The following is a 15,082-nucleotide window of genomic DNA, read 5'->3' on the forward strand; positions in this document are numbered from 1 at the left end:
GCCTCCTTTATTTCATCATCATCGTGAGGTTTCCAGCTGTGATGATGACCGTTAGGCTTAAAAAAAACATGAGGGACACTATGGCGAGAGCTGCAAAAATATAAATGACGCTTTTGCTGATGACATCGAGGCAAGTAATGACTGGTCCGCCTCCAAGCGGCTGAAGAATCGCGGCTGCCAGCTTATAAATAAAAGCGAGGGAAAGCACTTTGATTGCCGGAAAGGCCGCGATACAGATCAAAATAGCAACACCGAGAATCCCTACGGTATTTTTCAGCAATAAGGAAGCGCTGATCACTGTATCTGTCGCGTCTGTAAACATTCGGCCAAGAACGGGAATAAAGTTTCCGGTTATAAATTTAGCCGTTCTGAGCGTAATGCCGTCTGTCACTGCAGCTGAGGCTCCCTGAACAGAAATAACGCCGAGAAAGATGGTGAGAAACACGGCCAGTGCTCCGATGGCGATATTCCTGAGCAGGTTGGCCAGCTGCGTTACTTTGTATTGTTCAGTCATTGTGCTGACAATGCTTAGAATCGCTGATAAGAAAATCAGCGGCATGACGATATTTTGAATTAATAGACCGCTCGTATTCATCAGAAAGAGGATAACAGGATGAAAGAAGGCTGCAGATACAACTCCGCCTGAGGAAGCCAAAAGCGCCAAGAGGAGCGGAATGAGCGCCAATATAAAGCTGGTCATCGTCTGAATGGCCTCCGTCGCATAATTGATTGCCACATGAAAACTGTTCAGCGCAAGGATAATCAACACCATATACACAATTGAATAGGCGACCTTGCTGACGGTGCTTTTCTGAAACGCATTTTGCAGAAGCTGCAGGATGACGCAAAAAATGGTGAGTAAAATTAATGTGCCCAGCAGCTTGCCGTTGGCTAGCACTTCATGAAACAAATAAGAAAAGAGAGCTTTCAGCCATTCTTGCGGTGAAAATGATTTATCGCCATTGATAAACTCAATTAAGCTGCCTTTTTGGCTTTCCGGCAGCAGTCCGCCATATTCTGTCATAATGTCATTCCAAAATTCACCGATCTTGTCTGTTTCAAGCGAGGCCGCTGTCCTTTCCGCTAATTGCTCAGCCGTTTCAGCATGTTCATCCGCTTGTTCGGCATCACCGGCTGCTTGTACCAATTCTGCACGGCCTGCTATGATCAGCACGGCCAGAACTAAAGCCCAATGGAAACGCTTCAATCTACCGCCTCCCTTCGGTTATGACATAGAAGGTATAAGTCCGAGAATCGTTTCAATAATGACTGTTAAAATAGGCACAGCCATAACAAGAATTAAAATTTTCCCCGCCAATTCTATTTTCGAGGCGATGGCCCCTTGACCGGCATCTTTTGTAAGCTGCGCCCCGAATTCAGCGATATAGGCGATTCCGATAATCTTTAAAATGGTTTCAACATAGACCATGTTGACGTTTGCGTTAATTGCAATTTTTTCTATCATTCGAATAATGTCGTAGATTTGGTCTACCAAATAAAGAAAAATGGCACAGCCTGCAAACACGACGATTAAAAACGCAAAAGTCGGCTTTTGTTCTTTAACAATTAAAGAAAGGAAGGTGGCGATCAGCCCTAAACCTACAATTTGAACAATGTCAATCTGCAAGCCCCCCCTATCCTTGGAATAAAAACACAGCTTTTATCTTTTTAAATAGGTCGTCTACAATTGTGGCGACCATAAATAAAATATAGATAAAACCTAACAGCGTCACCCACTGGGCGTATTCTTTTTTGCCCATCTGATCCAAAATCGTGTGTAAAAAAGCCACCACGATTCCCACTCCGGCGATTTGAAATATCACGTTCACGTCTACTCCCATTTTATTTTTGCTCCCCTCACGTTTACATCAATAGAAGAATGAGTAACAAGCCCGCTAAAAAGCCTAAACTTTTTATCATCTTTTCATTTTTCGCCTGTGCCTGCTCAGCATCCGATTCCGAGGCTTCCAAGTGTGTTAGCGCCAGCTTGATGTGCTTTTGCTGCGAGATTCGGTCATGAATCCCGAGCGTCTCGCCAAATTGCTTCAGCACTTCATATTCGCTTTTTTTCAAAGACATGGTGTCCCACACCTTCTTTAAGCTTTGCTCCCACGCGGTTTTTGCGGAATCGCTGCCCTTGTCCAGCTGATTACTGAATGTGGTAAAAAGAGCCGAAACAGGCTGTGCCAGCTGCTTGGCAATCTGCTGTGAAGCGATATGAAGCGGTGTATGGCCGTACATGATTTCAGCCTCGAGGGATTGGAGCGCCGCACGCAGCTGGCGGATTTGCCGCGGCCGTTCCGTATAAACTTTCGCCATCTCAAAACCTGTCCATGTTGTCGCCACCACAATGAATACAGCACCCAGCAGCTTCAGCATGTCTTCACGCCCATCGTCCCAGACAGCACATTTCCATCTTTGTCATAAATGCGGCTTATTGTGCCCGGCCCCTTCGCTCTCGATAATTCCAAATAGCGGTCAAAGGCTCTTTCTTCCCACAATCGCTTTAATGAAGGCCGTTTCATCAGATCAGATATGCTCCAGCCATGCGCCGATACGATGACTGAAACACCTGCATGCAGCGCTTCAAGAAGTGCGTCTGTATCTTCCATACGCCCGATTTCATCGACAATGATCACCTCAGGGCTCATAGACCGAATCATCATCATCAGGCCCTCAGCCTTTGGACAGGCGTCTAATACGTCAATCCTCTGCCCGAATTGATGCTGGGGAATGCCGCGCAGGCATCCGGCAATTTCTGACCGTTCATCGACGATTCCTGTCTTTACGGGCGACATGCTTTTTTTGCCGGTGCTCGAGAGTCTCGCAAGATCTCGGAGAAGTGTTGTTTTTCCAGTTTGCGGCGGACCGATAATCAGCGTATTCAACCAGCTGTCTTGATATAAGTATGGAAGCAGCGGCTCCGCAATCCCCAGTTTTTGCCGGGCAATTCGTATATTAAAAGATGCGATATCACGGAGGCCTTTCACACCTCCGTTTTCCGTAATGACTCTGCCTGCCAGCCCGACTCTGTGGCCGCCTCTGATCGTGACATACCCTTTCTTCAGCTCTTCTTCGAGCGTATACATACTATAGTTGCTGAGCCGGCTGAGAATCAGATGGGCATCCTCGGCCGTGCCCGCATAGGATAAAAAAACAGGTTGTCCTTTTCGAATTAATTCAACAGGGCGGTTGACCCGAATTCTGACTTCTTCGATTTCCAGCCATTGATGTTCCGGTATTTCAGAAAGGGCGTTTTTCATGGATTCAGGGAGAACCTCAGCGATTTCATTCAAACAGAGCCTCCTCCTTTCTACCGATTGGCTTCTTTAAAATGTATGATGTGAGGCAGACTTTATGACAAGCCTCTCTTTATTTATGAACACCCGCCAAAATCAAAACAACACCCGTAAAAATCAGAATCAGCTTTGCATACGACAGCTGCCCGGCAATTTGATAGATTCCGACAGTCATGGTGATGATAAAAATCAGCGGACCGACAATAGCGAGAATGCTGTTAACCACAACCGCCTTCCGGACATCATTTGTCACAAGCATGATAATCGCTGCCGTCAGCTCAATCATAGAGGATAAAACGCGCAATCCGGCCATTGTTAAAACAGTAGAATTGATATTTCCAAGCAAAAATTTCATAGCACTCTCCCAACCTCCCATTTTTTTATATGATATGCTCTAGCTTGCGGAAGTAGTCTTGTCATTTTCGTATAAAAGAAAGATTCTCTTTATAGGCACAAAAAAAGCCTGCTCCCATTTGGGAACAGACTTCTCTTTTCTTTCTATGCTCTTGAAACGTATGAACCGTCAGATGTATTGACAACAAGTTTGTCGCCTTCATTTACAAAGAACGGCACGTTTACAATAAGGCCGGTTTCGGTTTTCGCAGGTTTTGTACCGCCAGATGCTGTATCACCTTTAATGCCGGGTTCAGTTTCAACAACTTTCAGTTCAACTGTGTTTGGAAGTTCGATACCGAGCGTTTCTTCTTGGTACATCATGATATGCACAGACATGTTTTCAAGCAGGTATTTTAATTCCTCTTCGATTTGAGTCTCGCTTAGTTCAAGCTGCTCATAAGAAGAGGTATCCATAAATACGTGCTGATCTCCGTTTGCATATAGATATTGCATTGTTTTTGTTTCGATTTGCGCTTTCGCTACTTTTTCACCAGCGCGGAATGTTTTTTCCTGAATCGCGCCAGTTCGAAGATTGCGGAGTTTAGAACGGACAAACGCCGCGCCTTTACCAGGTTTTACATGCTGGAAGTCAACGACGCGCCAAATGCCGCCGTCTACTTCGATTGTTAATCCTGTACGGAAATCGTTAACTGAAATCATGTTTAATGTCCTCCTATATTCCAATCACAAAATAATAAGTTCTTTTGGGGAATGGGTGATTGTCCGGTTGCCGTTTTCTGTAATCACGATGTCATCTTCTATGCGGACACCGCCTGTTTCTGGTATGTAAATGCCCGGCTCCACTGTCACCACCATGCCCGGTTCAAGGATAGCTGAAGATCTGACGGACAATCCCGGCGATTCATGAACCTCCATGCCGAGCCCGTGTCCGGTTGAATGGCCAAAATATTCACCGTAGCCTTTTGCCGCAATGTGATCCCTTGTGAGGGCGTCAGCCTCTTTTCCTGTCATTCCCGGCTTAATATGTGCGACGCCTAATGCCTGAGCATCAAATACGACCTGATAAATCTCCTTCAATTGGTCACTTGGCTCACCTACAGCGACCGTACGGGTAATATCAGAACAATATCCTTTATAATAAGCGCCAAAATCAAGCGTAACTAGGTCTCCGCTTTCAATCAGTTTGTCACTGGCCACACCATGCGGAAGGCTTGACCGAAGGCCCGAGGCGACAATCATATCAAAAGAAGAGCTGTCAGCTCCCTGGCTTCTCATATAAAACTCCAGCTCATTGGCAACAGCGATTTCAGAAATGCCGGGTTTCATAAACGTCAAGATATGTTTGAAGGCATCATCTGCAATCTTCGCAGCTTCCTCTAATATCTTAATCTCTTCATTAGACTTAATCAAGCGCAACTTTTCCACGGATTCAGCCACAGGCACTAATTCAGCCTCGCTGATAACCGCGCTGTACGACGCATATGTGCCGTATGTCATGCTGTTTTGCTCAAAGCCGAGGCGTTTAATGCCGAACGCTTCAATCGTGTCGGCGGTGGTCTGAATCAGGCTTCCGCCATGCTCAATGATTTCAAAGCCTTTTACCTGAACCTTCGCCTGCTCTGTATAACGAAAATCCGTAATAAACGCCGCCCTGTCACCTGATATAACAGCCAGGCCCGCTGAACCTGTAAATCCTGTCATATAGCGTACATTCGTGCTGCTTGTGATCAGCATTCCGTCAATCCCCAGCTGTCCAAACCGGTCTCTTAATTTCTCTAGCTTCATCTTGATTCTCCCCCTTGCTGGCTTAATAAGTAGCGAATCGCAAGCTTGTAGCCTTCAGCTCCAAGTCCGACAATCTGCCCTTTCGCAACCGGAGCGATAACCGACTGATGTCTGAATTCCTCTCTGGCATATAAGTTTGATAAATGCACCTCAACCACAGGAAGGCCGATGCTCGAAACAGCATCCCTGATTGCATAGCTGTAATGGCTCAGCGCTCCGGGGTTCAGAACAATGCCGTCGTATTGCTCCGCTGCCTCATGGATGGCATCAATCAAATCACCTTCGTGATTAGACTGGAAGAAAGTGAGCTGGATATGTAAGGCTTCAGCAAATTGAAAAAGATCTGTTTCTATGTCGGTCAGTGTCTGGCGGCCGAATACCTTCGGCTCACGCTTCCCCAGCCGATTGACATTCGGCCCGTTCAAAATCAAAAAATGAGGCACATGAATCTCTCCTTTTCGTGAGGGTTTCTCATGTAAAAAAATGTCCACTTCTCGTGAACATTTTATCATACTGGAAAAGGATAATACACTATTCTCTATGCGCTGTTCCCAGCGCACGCGCCAGCTTCTCCGAATTCAGCTCATTGTATTCAAATGAGATGGAATAACCGACAAACAGCCCGTAAAGCAAATAAATGCAAATGGTCGTAATAACTGTATCTGCTTTCAGTTCGGTCACCGCGCGCACATCAGGAAAAATGGGATTAAAAACAAAAAACACGAGCATCCAAAGCAGAAAGCCATATAAAATACCCGGCCACATTGTTTTTAACCGTTTCAATAGAAGAAAATATAGGAATGCTGCGCCGATTGAAAGAATTCCGATTAAAATAATGCTGATTACTGTCCCCAGTCCATGTTTTTTCCACTCTCCGAGTACAAACGGCTGCAAAATCATATTCGGACTGACTTCGGAAAAATGAAACAAATACGCAATATAAGCGATGAAACTCCATAATGCGCCTCCGAAAAAACCTGTTGCCGCCACCCTGCTGGCCATCGGAACAGGCGGTCCCTGCTTCTCATTCGATTGTTCATTTTGTTCTGTCTTTTTTTCGCTTGTCATCATGGCACCTCCAGTTAAAGTGTGCCCAAAAAATGAAATGTCAATAAAAAAGCTCACACTTTTTGACAGCTGCGAGTAAAATTTGAAATTAACGGGTATAATGCATGTAGATAAAGCAAGGCTAGACAATTTTTCAGCCTGTCAATCTAGAGGTTTAGCGCTGTTTCCTGTACAATAGAGTGAAAGGAAATGGTTAGCAATCCTAAAGAAATAGGCAGGTTGATAATATGTCAAAACATAAAATTCCGCCCGCTTACGGCGGGCAGGCAGTTGTGGAAGGCGTTATGTTTGGCGGAAAGCATCATTACGTTACAGCAATCAGAAGAACGGACGGAAGCATTGACTTCTTTAAGCTTCCCCGCAAACGCAACCCGAAACGGAACATCGTGAAAAAGATTCCGTTTTTACGAGGGATCGCGGCCATTATTGAAGCGAGCGCAAACGGCACCAAGCATTTGAATTTTTCTAGCGAACGTTACGGGCTTGATCCATCTGAAGACGAGACACTTGAGCAGGAAGAAAAAAAATCCTCCGGGCTGTCTATGTATCTCAGCCTCGCGGTTATCGGCGTCTTATCATTTTTGTTCAGTAAATTTGTATTTACATTGGTTCCTGTTTTCTTAGCTGAACTGACAAGGCCGGTTTTTTCATCGGACACAGCGCAAATCGCGGTTGAAAGCCTGTTTAAGTTGATTTTGCTGCTCGGTTACATTTATTTTTTATCCACGACACCGCTCATTAAAAGAGTGTTTCAATATCATGGAGCCGAACATAAAGTCATAAACTGTTATGAACAGAATTTGCCAATTACAGTAGAGAATGTTCAAAACCAATCTCGGCTTCATTACCGCTGCGGATCAAGCTTTATTTTATTTACGATTATTGTCGGCATGTTTGTCTATTTGCTCGTTCCGACAGATCCGCTTTGGCTGCGTGTTATAGATCGTGTGGCGCTGATACCGGTCGTACTCGGCATATCCTTTGAAGTTCTGCAGCTGACAAACAAAGTGCGTGATATACCCGGACTGAAATTCCTTGGGTATCCGGGGCTCTGGCTTCAGCTGTTAACAACAAAAGAGCCTAAGGATGACCAGGTTGAAGTTGCAATCGAAAGCTTTAACGAGCTTCTCAGACTCGAAGAAATGTCTGCACAAAATCAGAAGCCTTCTCACAACGTCATCTAATATCCGTTGCCCTGCTATTACTTTCGGAGGTGGACAGTTATGAATCATCGTGTACAACCTATTATTGCTGTATTAATTGCGCTGGGAGCGTTCGGTTTCCTCTATGTACTGGTAACCAATCCCGGAGAAATGGCAAAAATGGCGGTAACCGTCATCGTGGCAGGTATCATTATTTATTTTATTGTGAAATATGTAATGAATCGAAATGCTGGCAGCGAAGGAGCGGCCTTCAAAAAAGCGGCGAAACAATCCCGGCGCCGGATGAAAGAACAAAAAGCAAAGCACCGCGCCGGACATAAGGGACGTGTCAGCCACCTGCGCAGCGTTCCGAGCGCCAGCAAGCCTAAGCCGATGATTCTCAAGAAAAAAAGCCAGACTCAGCTGACTGTTATAGAAGGGAAAAAAAATAAAAAGAAAAACAGAGCGCTTTTTTAATAGGTCCACTGTTTTAAAAACTGCTCTGTCCGTCTTTTACCTAGCTCAATCAGGGCTAGTTTTTTTTGTTGTGTTAAATGAAAATCGGTCGCCATGACGTCATCAACCGGGAGAAAAATGATGTTTTGTTCATAGCGTGACGCAATGTGCCTTGCGTCATGTGCATCCTTCATCGTTTCAAACAGGGCGCCGAACAGTTCGAATGCGTTGCGGATATTTTTTCTCGGACGCTCCCTTTCCCGCGGTGCAAGCGTCACACCGATAACAGGGCGTTTTCTTTCCTTTGAAAACAGCCAGATGGGAAAATTGCTTAACACCCCTCCGTCAACAACCGTGGCGGTGTCTGTGTCCGTTTTTAATTTTATCGGTTCAAAGAAATACGGAATGCTGCAGCTCATTCTTACCGCCCTGGCAACCGGAAACATATCGGGATTTAACCCGTAACGGACCAAATCGTCCGGCAAAACAATCATGGTGCCGTTTGTCAGATCAGAAGCGATAAGGCGCAGAGACCCTTTCTGCAAATCACCGAAAACCCTTATGCCTTTCGCTCTTAACAGATCGGCAATCCATTTTTCTATCGTATCGCCTTTATATAAGCCAAGACGCCAGTAAATGGACACCCACTGAAGCATTTTCAAGGGGAGAAATGAGTACCGCTGGTCCAGCAATTTCTCTCCGTCCACTTCTTCAATTAAAGCGTGGATTTCTTTACTGGTGTAACCTGAGGCAATGAAAGCGGCTATAATTGCGCCCGCGCTTGTACCCGCAAGCCGTTTAAAGCGGAAGCCTTTTTCCTCAAGCGCTTCATAAGCGCCTGCCAGGGCAATGCCTTTTACTCCGCCGCCGGAAAATACACCGTCAATATACATCTCATTCCCCTCCCCCTCCATCCAATCGTTTATTACATTTTAAGAAAACATGCGAAGAAATAGACCAACGAATGACGCGCGGCGCAGCGAATCAAAAAAAGACGGCCTCCTTCGAGACCGCCTTTTTACTGATTATGATGTTCTGTTTTCTTTTGGATTGATTTCAGATCTTTTTTACGAGCATCATCTTCTTCAAAATATTGAACAAGATCTCCGATGCGATCAATGCTGTTCCAGCTTAAATGATGTTCGATTCCTTCGACATCGTTATATATTTTCTCTTCATCAACACCAATGATTCTTAAAAACTGCTCAAGCAATTCATGTCTGTATACCAGCCGTTTGCCTATTTTTTTACCTTTAGACGTTAACACGAGACCGCGATATTTTTCATAAATTAAATATTCGTCTTTATCTAGTTTTTGAACCATTTTCGTTACAGAGGAGGGATGGACTGCCAATGCTTCCGCAATATCAGAAACCCGTGCATATCCTTTTTCTTCAATCAGCATATAAATCTGTTCAATATAATCTTCCATACTTGGTGTCGTCATCGAAACCCTCCCAAAAAGCACCTTAACTTTATAAACCATTACAAGTTTACACTAATGAACTTGAAAAAACAAGGATGCTCCGCGGGCCAAAAGCCCTGTTTACCGCTTGTAATTCCATTCATCTGAAGCGTATTTTGTTTCTGCCAAGTGATGTACAAAATCAAGCTCTTCCTGAGATAGTTCGTATGGCTCCAAATGAATGTTAAGGCCTGTTTCAAACCCTTCTTTAAAGGCTTTACGGGCCTCATCCATCGTTACCTGTTTTTCAGTGAGTTCATTAATGGCAACCGCTTTATTTTTGAAATTGCGCTGCATCCGCTCTCTGACTCTTTCACTCGGATACAAGAACAGATCAAACAGCTTGTCCTCATCCAAGTCGAGCAGAATGGAGCCGTGCTGAAGAATCACGCCTTTTTGCCTCGTTTGCGCGCTTCCCGCCACCTTGCGTCCCTCAACCACTAGCTCATACCATGAGGGCGCGTCAAAACAAACGGATGACCGCGGGTTTTTTAAGCTTTCTTTTTCTTTGTCGGTTCTCGGAATGGCAAAATAAGCGTCCAGACCAAGATTTCTAAAGCCTTGGAGTATGCCTTCTGAAATGACCCGGTATGCCTCAGTGACCGTTGCCGGCATTTCGGGATGTTCTTCTGAAACAATCACGCTGTATGTCAATTCCTGATCGTGCAGCACACCTCTCCCGCCGGTCGGGCGTCTGACGAATCCGAGATTATACTTATGTACGGCTTCAAAATTGATTTCCTTTTTAATATTTTGAAAATACCCTACAGAAAGTGTCGCCGGATTCCAGCCGTAAAAACGGATAACCGGGGGAATTTTTTCTTCGCTGTGCCAATATAAAAGCGCTTCATCAAGCGCCATATTGAATGCAGGATTTGCATTGCCTGAGTCTATAAACCGCCAAGTTTCTTTTTCCATTTTGAGACCTTCCTTACCGTTTTAATAGAATTAGTTTATCAAACTGCCGGGAAAATGAAAAATATTTTCGTTTCATTATGGATGACAATCGCGCCATGCTTTACTATAATAGTATTTGTCGAAAACGGCTCTATGGCCTTGTTTTACGAAACAGGGTTTTGATTTTATATGCTAAAGGAGTAGAATCACATTGTCTAATATGATCGTTTTAATTATTTTTGCTGCGTTTATCGTGTATATGATTGCTTCATATGTCTATCAGCAGCGAATTATGAAAACACTTACGGAAGAAGAATTCCGCGCGGGTTACCGAAAAGCGCAGCTCATTGATGTCCGTGAACCAAATGAGTTTGAGGGCGGGCATATTTTAGGTGCCCGCAACATCCCGCTTTCCCAGCTGAAACAGAGAAAAAATGAAATCCGTCCGGACAAGCCTGTTTATCTGTACTGCCAAAACAGCGTCCGCAGCGGACGCGCGGCACAAACCCTGCGCAAAAACGGCTGCACTGAGATTTACAACCTAAAAGGCGGCTTTAAAAAATGGGGCGGAAAGATTAAAGCAAAGAAATAAAGCAAACAGCTGTCTTTTTACAGACAGCTGTTTTTTTACTTCTCTTTCGTCTCATACCTGAGCACTGGATGTCTCGCCGCTTTTGTTTCATCCATTCTTTTTACAATTGTCGTATGCGGCGCCTCCTGGACGATCTCCGGATTCTCCTCCGCTTCTCTTGCGATTTGAATCATAGCGTCGATAAACGCATCCAAGGTTTCCTTTGATTCCGTCTCTGTCGGCTCAATCATGAGGCATTCTTCAACATTAAGCGGGAAATAAATCGTAGGCGGATGATAGCCGAAATCGAGCAGCCGTTTTGCTATATCAAGCGTACGCACCCCCAGCTTTTTCTGCCGCTTACCTGACAATACAAATTCATGCTTGCAATGACGGTCAAACGGAAGATCGTAATAAGGCGCGAGCTTTCTCATCATATAGTTGGCGTTTAACACTGCGTTCTCCGTAACAGCCTTTAACCCGTCAGGCCCCATGGAGCGGATATACGCATACGCTCTGACATTGATGCCGAAGTTGCCGTAATACGGCTTTACGCGGCCGATCGAATGAGGGCGGTCATCATCAAATGTAAAGCGGCCTTCCTTTTTGATTAAAACTGGTTTTGGCAAATAAGGAATCAGATCTTTTTTTACACCGACAGGGCCTGAGCCGGGACCTCCGCCGCCATGAGGGCCAGTGAATGTTTTATGCAGGTTGAGGTGCACTACGTCAAATCCCATATCGCCCGGTCTCGCTTTGCTTAAAACCGCATTTAAATTGGCGCCGTCATAGTACAATTTCCCCCCCGCTTGGTGAACAATTTCCGCCATCTCGGTGATCTGCTCCTCAAACAAGCCAAGCGTGTTCGGATTCGTCAGCATCAGAGCAGCAGTTTCTTCATTCACTGATCTTTTTAAATCTTCCAGATCGACAAGCCCATTTTCATTCGATTTCACCGTAATCGTTTCAAAGCCAGCTACTGTCGCTGAAGCAGGATTTGTCCCGTGCGCGGAATCAGGAACAATGACCTTTGTCCGCTTGAAATCCCCGCGCGCTTCATGATAGGCGCGGATCATCATCAGCCCCGTCCATTCGCCATGCGCCCCAGCAGCTGGCTGAAGCGTAACCTCATCCATTCCCGTAATTTCTTCAAGGTGCTCACTTAAATCATATAAAAGCTCTAAAGCCCCTTGTACCGTGTCTTCATCTTGAAGAGGGTGAATTGCAGCAAAACCGGGAATGCGTGCGATTTTTTCATTGATTTTCGGATTGTATTTCATTGTGCATGAACCGAGCGGATAAAAGCCGGAATCCACCCCGTGATTCCGTTTGGACAGCGCTGTATAATGGCGCATGATATCCAGCTCGGACACCTCCGGCAGCTCTGCGTCCTCGCCACGAATATAGGTGTCTGATAAGAGGTCCTCCAATTCGACTTCCGATACATCGAGCTCCGGCAGACTGTAGCCGATGCGGCCTTCTCTGGAAAGCTCAAAAATAAGTGCCTGATCTTGATTACTCATGGCGATCCCCCAATTCCTGAATGAGTGCGTCAATTTCTTCTTTTGTTCTCAGCTCCGTTACAGCAATCAGCATATGACAGTCCAGCTTCGGATACGTCAGCCCAAGATCGTATCCGCCGATGATGCCTTTTGCAAGCAAACGCTGGTTCACAGCTTTCACCGGTTCATCCAGTTTGATGACAAATTCATTAAACATCGGTCCGTCAAATATGACGGGGAGGCCCGCTTTTTTTGCTTCTTGCTTTGCATAGTTGGCTTTTAGGAGATTTTGGCGGGCGATTTCTTTTACGCCGTTTTTCCCGAGAGCTGTCATGGCGACAGAAGCTGCCAGCGCATTTAAAGCTTGGTTCGAGCATATATTTGATGTTGCTTTATCCCTGCGGATATGCTGCTCTCTAGCTTGTAATGTAAGCACAAAGCCTCTTTTTCCGTTTTCGTCTTCCGTTTGTCCGACGAGACGGCCCGGCATCTTTCTCATTAATTTTTTGGTGACGGCAAAAAAACCGCAATGCGGGCCGCCATATGCTGATGGAATGCCGAAAGGCTGCGCATCGCCGACGACGATATCAGCCTGAAACTTGCCCGGCGGAGCGAGCAGGCCTAACGCAAGGGGGTTGGCTGATACAATAAACATGGATTTCCCTTGATGAGCGATAGGCTCAATATCCTTTAACGGCTCGATCCGGCCAAAAAAATTCGGGTACTGAACGATCACTGCGGCTGTATCCTCGCAAACGGTTTGGCGCAAAGCATCAAGATCGGTAACGCCATCTGCAGCGGGGACTTCAACGACTTCAATATACTGACCTTTTGCGTACGTTTTCAGCACTTCTCTCGATTCAGGATGCACGGTTTTTGACACAACGATTTTTTTCTTTTTCGTATGACCGGAAGCAAGCATTGCCGCTTCCGCCAAGGCTGTTCCGCCGTCATACATAGAGGAGTTGGCAATATCCATTCCTGTCAGTTCACAGATCATCGTTTGGAATTCGAAAATGGCCTGAAGCTCCCCTTGCGAAATTTCCGGCTGATAAGGCGTATACGCCGTATAAAACTCAGAGCGTGAAATAACATGATCCACAATCACAGGCTGATAGTGGTCATATACACCCGCTCCCAAAAAAGAGGCGTGTTGTACGGTATCCTTATTTTTAGAGGCCAGCTTTGTCAGTTCTCTTGTGAGTTCCGTTTCTGACTTCGCTTTTTTAATTTGATACTCTTTTTTATATTTGACGTTTTCCGGTATATCAGCAAATAGTTCATCGATGCCGCTTACGCCGATAGCGGCAAGCATTTCCTGTTTATCCTCTTCTGTTGCGGGCAAATAACGGTGCTTCATGTGTTGACTCCTCTCCCCAAGAAAAAATATTAGCGTTTATAAAATGGTGTTTTAACAACCTTTGCTTTCACTAATTTTTTGCGAATCTCCACCTCTACAACTGTCCCGATTTCACTCGCTTCCGCAGCAACTAGGGCAAGGCCGACGTTTTTCCCAAATGTCGGCGACTGCGTGCCGGTTGTCACCTTTCCGGCGGGCTTGCCATTATAGAACACTTCATATCCGTGCCGCGGTATCCCTTTTTCGATCATTTCGAGACCGACAATCTTCCTCATTGCTCCGTTTTCTTTTTGTTCACTCAATACTGACTTACCGAAAAAATCAGACTCCTTTTTGTGTTTTACGGCAAAGCCTATACCTGCTTCAATCGGTGTAATATCCCGGGTCAGCTCCTGGCCGTAAAGCGGGAGCTTCGCTTCAAACCGGAGGGTATCGCGTGCGCCGAGACCGCATGGAATCAGCCCATATGCTTCCCCCGCATCAATAATTTGTCCCCATATATACACAGCATCCTCATTGCGGCAGTAAATTTCATACCCGTCCTCACCCGTATAGCCGGTGCGCGAAATAAGTGCTTTGCAGCCGCTGATATCAGCTTCATCGATAAACGCAAACGGCTTTAATGCAGATAAATCTGAAGACGTAAGCGTTTTTAAGATTGTTTCTGCTTTTGGACCCTGTACAGCTAAGAGCGCGATCTGATCAGACAAATTATCAATCTGCACATCACCTGCGGCATGTTCTTTCATCCAAGCCAAATCTTTATCTATATTAGATGCATTAATGACCAGCAAATAACTGTTCTCACCTTTTTGATAGATAAGTAAATCATCGACGGTTCCGCCATCCGAATAGCACATCGCCGTATATTGCGCACGGCCTGGCGTTAACGCGGAAACATCATTGGTCATCAGCCTTTGCAAAAAAGACAGACTATCGTTTCCTGACACTTCGATCTCTCCCATATGAGATACATCAAACAGCCCGGCCGCAGTTCGGACAGCCTCGTGTTCCTTTTTTATAGAAGAAAATTGAACTGGAAGCTCCCAGCCCCCGAAATCAATCGTTTTCCCTCCATATTCCTTATACAGGTCAAATAACGGCGTTCTTTTCAGCATCGAATTCCTCCCCTTTTTTAACGGCGCAGCTAAAAAAACATACAAAAAAGGACAGAGAAACA

Annotated in this window: 19 protein-coding genes; 3 read left to right on the forward strand and 16 right to left on the reverse strand. The window is 45.4% G+C overall.

Annotated elements, in window-relative coordinates; genetic code table 11:
- Positions 1-7: 7 nt before the first annotated feature.
- From spoIIIAE to ACY3LV_RS06450, 10 genes are all read right to left on the reverse strand, one after another.
- Positions 8-1,207, reverse strand: a complete 1,200-nt coding sequence (gene spoIIIAE, locus ACY3LV_RS06405) for a stage III sporulation protein AE (RefSeq protein WP_464863551.1) — start codon at positions 1,205-1,207, stop codon at positions 8-10.
- Positions 1,208-1,225: 18 nt separating this feature from the next.
- On the reverse strand, positions 1,226-1,627 hold the full coding sequence (spoIIIAD, locus tag ACY3LV_RS06410) for a stage III sporulation protein AD (RefSeq protein ID WP_003230228.1): 402 nt from the start codon (positions 1,625-1,627) through the stop codon (positions 1,226-1,228).
- Positions 1,628-1,634: 7 nt separating this feature from the next.
- A complete protein-coding gene (gene spoIIIAC / locus ACY3LV_RS06415) occupies positions 1,635-1,841 on the reverse strand; it encodes a stage III sporulation protein AC (protein ID WP_003153142.1) in 207 nt (68 codons plus the stop codon).
- A gap of 22 nt (positions 1,842-1,863) precedes the next feature.
- Positions 1,864-2,379: a stage III sporulation protein SpoIIIAB gene (gene spoIIIAB / locus ACY3LV_RS06420; protein WP_464863552.1), complete on the reverse strand. Its 516-nt coding sequence runs from the start codon at positions 2,377-2,379 to the stop codon at positions 1,864-1,866.
- Positions 2,373-3,296: a stage III sporulation protein AA gene (spoIIIAA, locus tag ACY3LV_RS06425; protein ID WP_148962030.1), complete on the reverse strand. Its 924-nt coding sequence runs from the start codon at positions 3,294-3,296 to the stop codon at positions 2,373-2,375. Before spoIIIAA ends, spoIIIAB begins: the two co-directional genes overlap by 7 nt.
- A 76-nt stretch (positions 3,297-3,372) precedes the next feature.
- Positions 3,373-3,654, reverse strand: coding sequence for a YqhV family protein (locus ACY3LV_RS06430; protein ID WP_003226379.1), 282 nt, complete (start codon positions 3,652-3,654; stop codon positions 3,373-3,375).
- Between the two features lie 143 nt (positions 3,655-3,797).
- Entirely contained in the window at positions 3,798-4,355 is a 558-nt protein-coding gene (gene efp, locus ACY3LV_RS06435; protein ID WP_148962031.1) for an elongation factor P, read from the reverse strand.
- 24 nt (positions 4,356-4,379) lie between these two features.
- Positions 4,380-5,441, reverse strand: coding sequence for an aminopeptidase PapA (papA, locus tag ACY3LV_RS06440; protein ID WP_148962032.1), 1,062 nt, complete (start codon positions 5,439-5,441; stop codon positions 4,380-4,382).
- The gene (aroQ, locus tag ACY3LV_RS06445; protein WP_464863553.1) at positions 5,438-5,884 is read right to left on the reverse strand and encodes a type II 3-dehydroquinate dehydratase; all 447 of its coding nucleotides are present in this window, start codon (positions 5,882-5,884) and stop codon (positions 5,438-5,440) included. Before aroQ ends, papA begins: the two co-directional genes overlap by 4 nt.
- Before the next feature lie 88 nt (positions 5,885-5,972).
- Positions 5,973-6,512 (reverse strand): YqhR family membrane protein, encoded by a 540-nt coding sequence (locus tag ACY3LV_RS06450; RefSeq protein WP_464863554.1) that lies wholly within the window; start codon positions 6,510-6,512, stop codon positions 5,973-5,975.
- Between the two features lie 224 nt (positions 6,513-6,736).
- Between ACY3LV_RS06450 and ACY3LV_RS06455 the strand changes: the two genes are divergently transcribed.
- Together ACY3LV_RS06455 and ACY3LV_RS06460 are read left to right on the forward strand one after the other, a co-directional pair.
- Positions 6,737-7,693: a DUF1385 domain-containing protein gene (locus ACY3LV_RS06455; RefSeq protein ID WP_464863555.1), complete on the forward strand. Its 957-nt coding sequence runs from the start codon at positions 6,737-6,739 to the stop codon at positions 7,691-7,693.
- Between the two features lie 39 nt (positions 7,694-7,732).
- Complete coding sequence (locus tag ACY3LV_RS06460) at positions 7,733-8,128, forward strand: SA1362 family protein (RefSeq protein ID WP_003226367.1); 396 nt, start codon at positions 7,733-7,735, stop codon at positions 8,126-8,128.
- On the opposite strand, the gene ACY3LV_RS06465 is transcribed toward ACY3LV_RS06460, so the two are convergent.
- The 3 genes from ACY3LV_RS06465 to lipM all read right to left on the reverse strand — a co-directional run bounded on the left by ACY3LV_RS06465 (position 8,125) and on the right by lipM (position 10,490).
- Entirely contained in the window at positions 8,125-9,000 is an 876-nt protein-coding gene (locus ACY3LV_RS06465; RefSeq protein ID WP_148962035.1) for a patatin-like phospholipase family protein, read from the reverse strand. The genes ACY3LV_RS06460 and ACY3LV_RS06465 overlap by 4 nt on opposite strands.
- A 125-nt stretch (positions 9,001-9,125) precedes the next feature.
- Complete coding sequence (gene mntR / locus ACY3LV_RS06470) at positions 9,126-9,554, reverse strand: transcriptional regulator MntR (RefSeq protein WP_003236923.1); 429 nt, start codon at positions 9,552-9,554, stop codon at positions 9,126-9,128.
- 99 nt (positions 9,555-9,653) lie between these two features.
- Positions 9,654-10,490, reverse strand: coding sequence for an octanoyltransferase LipM (gene lipM, locus ACY3LV_RS06475; RefSeq protein WP_087990689.1), 837 nt, complete (start codon positions 10,488-10,490; stop codon positions 9,654-9,656).
- 190 nt (positions 10,491-10,680) lie between these two features.
- Between lipM and ACY3LV_RS06480 the strand changes: the two genes are divergently transcribed.
- Positions 10,681-11,061, forward strand: coding sequence for a rhodanese-like domain-containing protein (locus ACY3LV_RS06480; protein ID WP_014664580.1), 381 nt, complete (start codon positions 10,681-10,683; stop codon positions 11,059-11,061).
- Between the two features lie 35 nt (positions 11,062-11,096).
- Here ACY3LV_RS06480 and gcvPB read toward each other — a convergent pair whose 3' ends face one another.
- From gcvPB to gcvT, 3 genes are read right to left on the reverse strand one after another with little or no spacing between them, the layout of a single operon-like run.
- Positions 11,097-12,563 carry an aminomethyl-transferring glycine dehydrogenase subunit GcvPB gene (gene gcvPB / locus ACY3LV_RS06485; protein ID WP_333561596.1) on the reverse strand — a complete coding sequence of 489 codons (1,467 nt, stop codon included), beginning with the start codon at positions 12,561-12,563 and terminating at the stop codon, positions 11,097-11,099.
- A complete protein-coding gene (gcvPA, locus tag ACY3LV_RS06490) occupies positions 12,556-13,902 on the reverse strand; it encodes an aminomethyl-transferring glycine dehydrogenase subunit GcvPA (RefSeq protein WP_333561595.1) in 1,347 nt (448 codons plus the stop codon). Before gcvPA ends, gcvPB begins: the two co-directional genes overlap by 8 nt.
- A 29-nt stretch (positions 13,903-13,931) precedes the next feature.
- Entirely contained in the window at positions 13,932-15,020 is a 1,089-nt protein-coding gene (gcvT, locus tag ACY3LV_RS06495) for a glycine cleavage system aminomethyltransferase GcvT (RefSeq protein ID WP_087990691.1), read from the reverse strand.
- Positions 15,021-15,082 lie beyond the last annotated feature (62 nt).

The sequence above is a fragment of the Bacillus sp. 11C genome, assembly GCF_055486375.1.

Bases quoted from the DNA above. Each gene is read 5' to 3' on its own strand.
- ACY3LV_RS06460 (WP_003226367.1), top strand. From the start codon at position 7,733: ATGAATCATCGTGTACAACCTATTATTGCTGTATTAATTGCGCTGGGA.
- efp (WP_148962031.1), bottom strand. From the start codon at position 4,355: ATGATTTCAGTTAACGATTTCCGTACAGGATTAACAATCGAAGTAGAC.
- ACY3LV_RS06465 (WP_148962035.1), bottom strand. From the start codon at position 9,000: ATGTATATTGACGGTGTATTTTCCGGCGGCGGAGTAAAAGGCATTGCC.
- ACY3LV_RS06450 (WP_464863554.1), bottom strand. From the start codon at position 6,512: ATGATGACAAGCGAAAAAAAGACAGAACAAAATGAACAATCGAATGAG.
- lipM (WP_087990689.1), bottom strand. From the start codon at position 10,490: ATGGAAAAAGAAACTTGGCGGTTTATAGACTCAGGCAATGCAAATCCT.
- mntR (WP_003236923.1), bottom strand. From the start codon at position 9,554: ATGACGACACCAAGTATGGAAGATTATATTGAACAGATTTATATGCTG.
- gcvPB (WP_333561596.1), bottom strand. From the start codon at position 12,563: ATGAGTAATCAAGATCAGGCACTTATTTTTGAGCTTTCCAGAGAAGGC.
- ACY3LV_RS06430 (WP_003226379.1), bottom strand. From the start codon at position 3,654: ATGAAATTTTTGCTTGGAAATATCAATTCTACTGTTTTAACAATGGCC.
- spoIIIAB (WP_464863552.1), bottom strand. From the start codon at position 2,379: ATGCTGAAGCTGCTGGGTGCTGTATTCATTGTGGTGGCGACAACATGG.
- gcvT (WP_087990691.1), bottom strand. From the start codon at position 15,020: ATGCTGAAAAGAACGCCGTTATTTGACCTGTATAAGGAATATGGAGGG.
- ACY3LV_RS06455 (WP_464863555.1), top strand. From the start codon at position 6,737: ATGTCAAAACATAAAATTCCGCCCGCTTACGGCGGGCAGGCAGTTGTG.
- papA (WP_148962032.1), bottom strand. From the start codon at position 5,441: ATGAAGCTAGAGAAATTAAGAGACCGGTTTGGACAGCTGGGGATTGAC.
- gcvPA (WP_333561595.1), bottom strand. From the start codon at position 13,902: ATGAAGCACCGTTATTTGCCCGCAACAGAAGAGGATAAACAGGAAATG.
- spoIIIAC (WP_003153142.1), bottom strand. From the start codon at position 1,841: ATGGGAGTAGACGTGAACGTGATATTTCAAATCGCCGGAGTGGGAATC.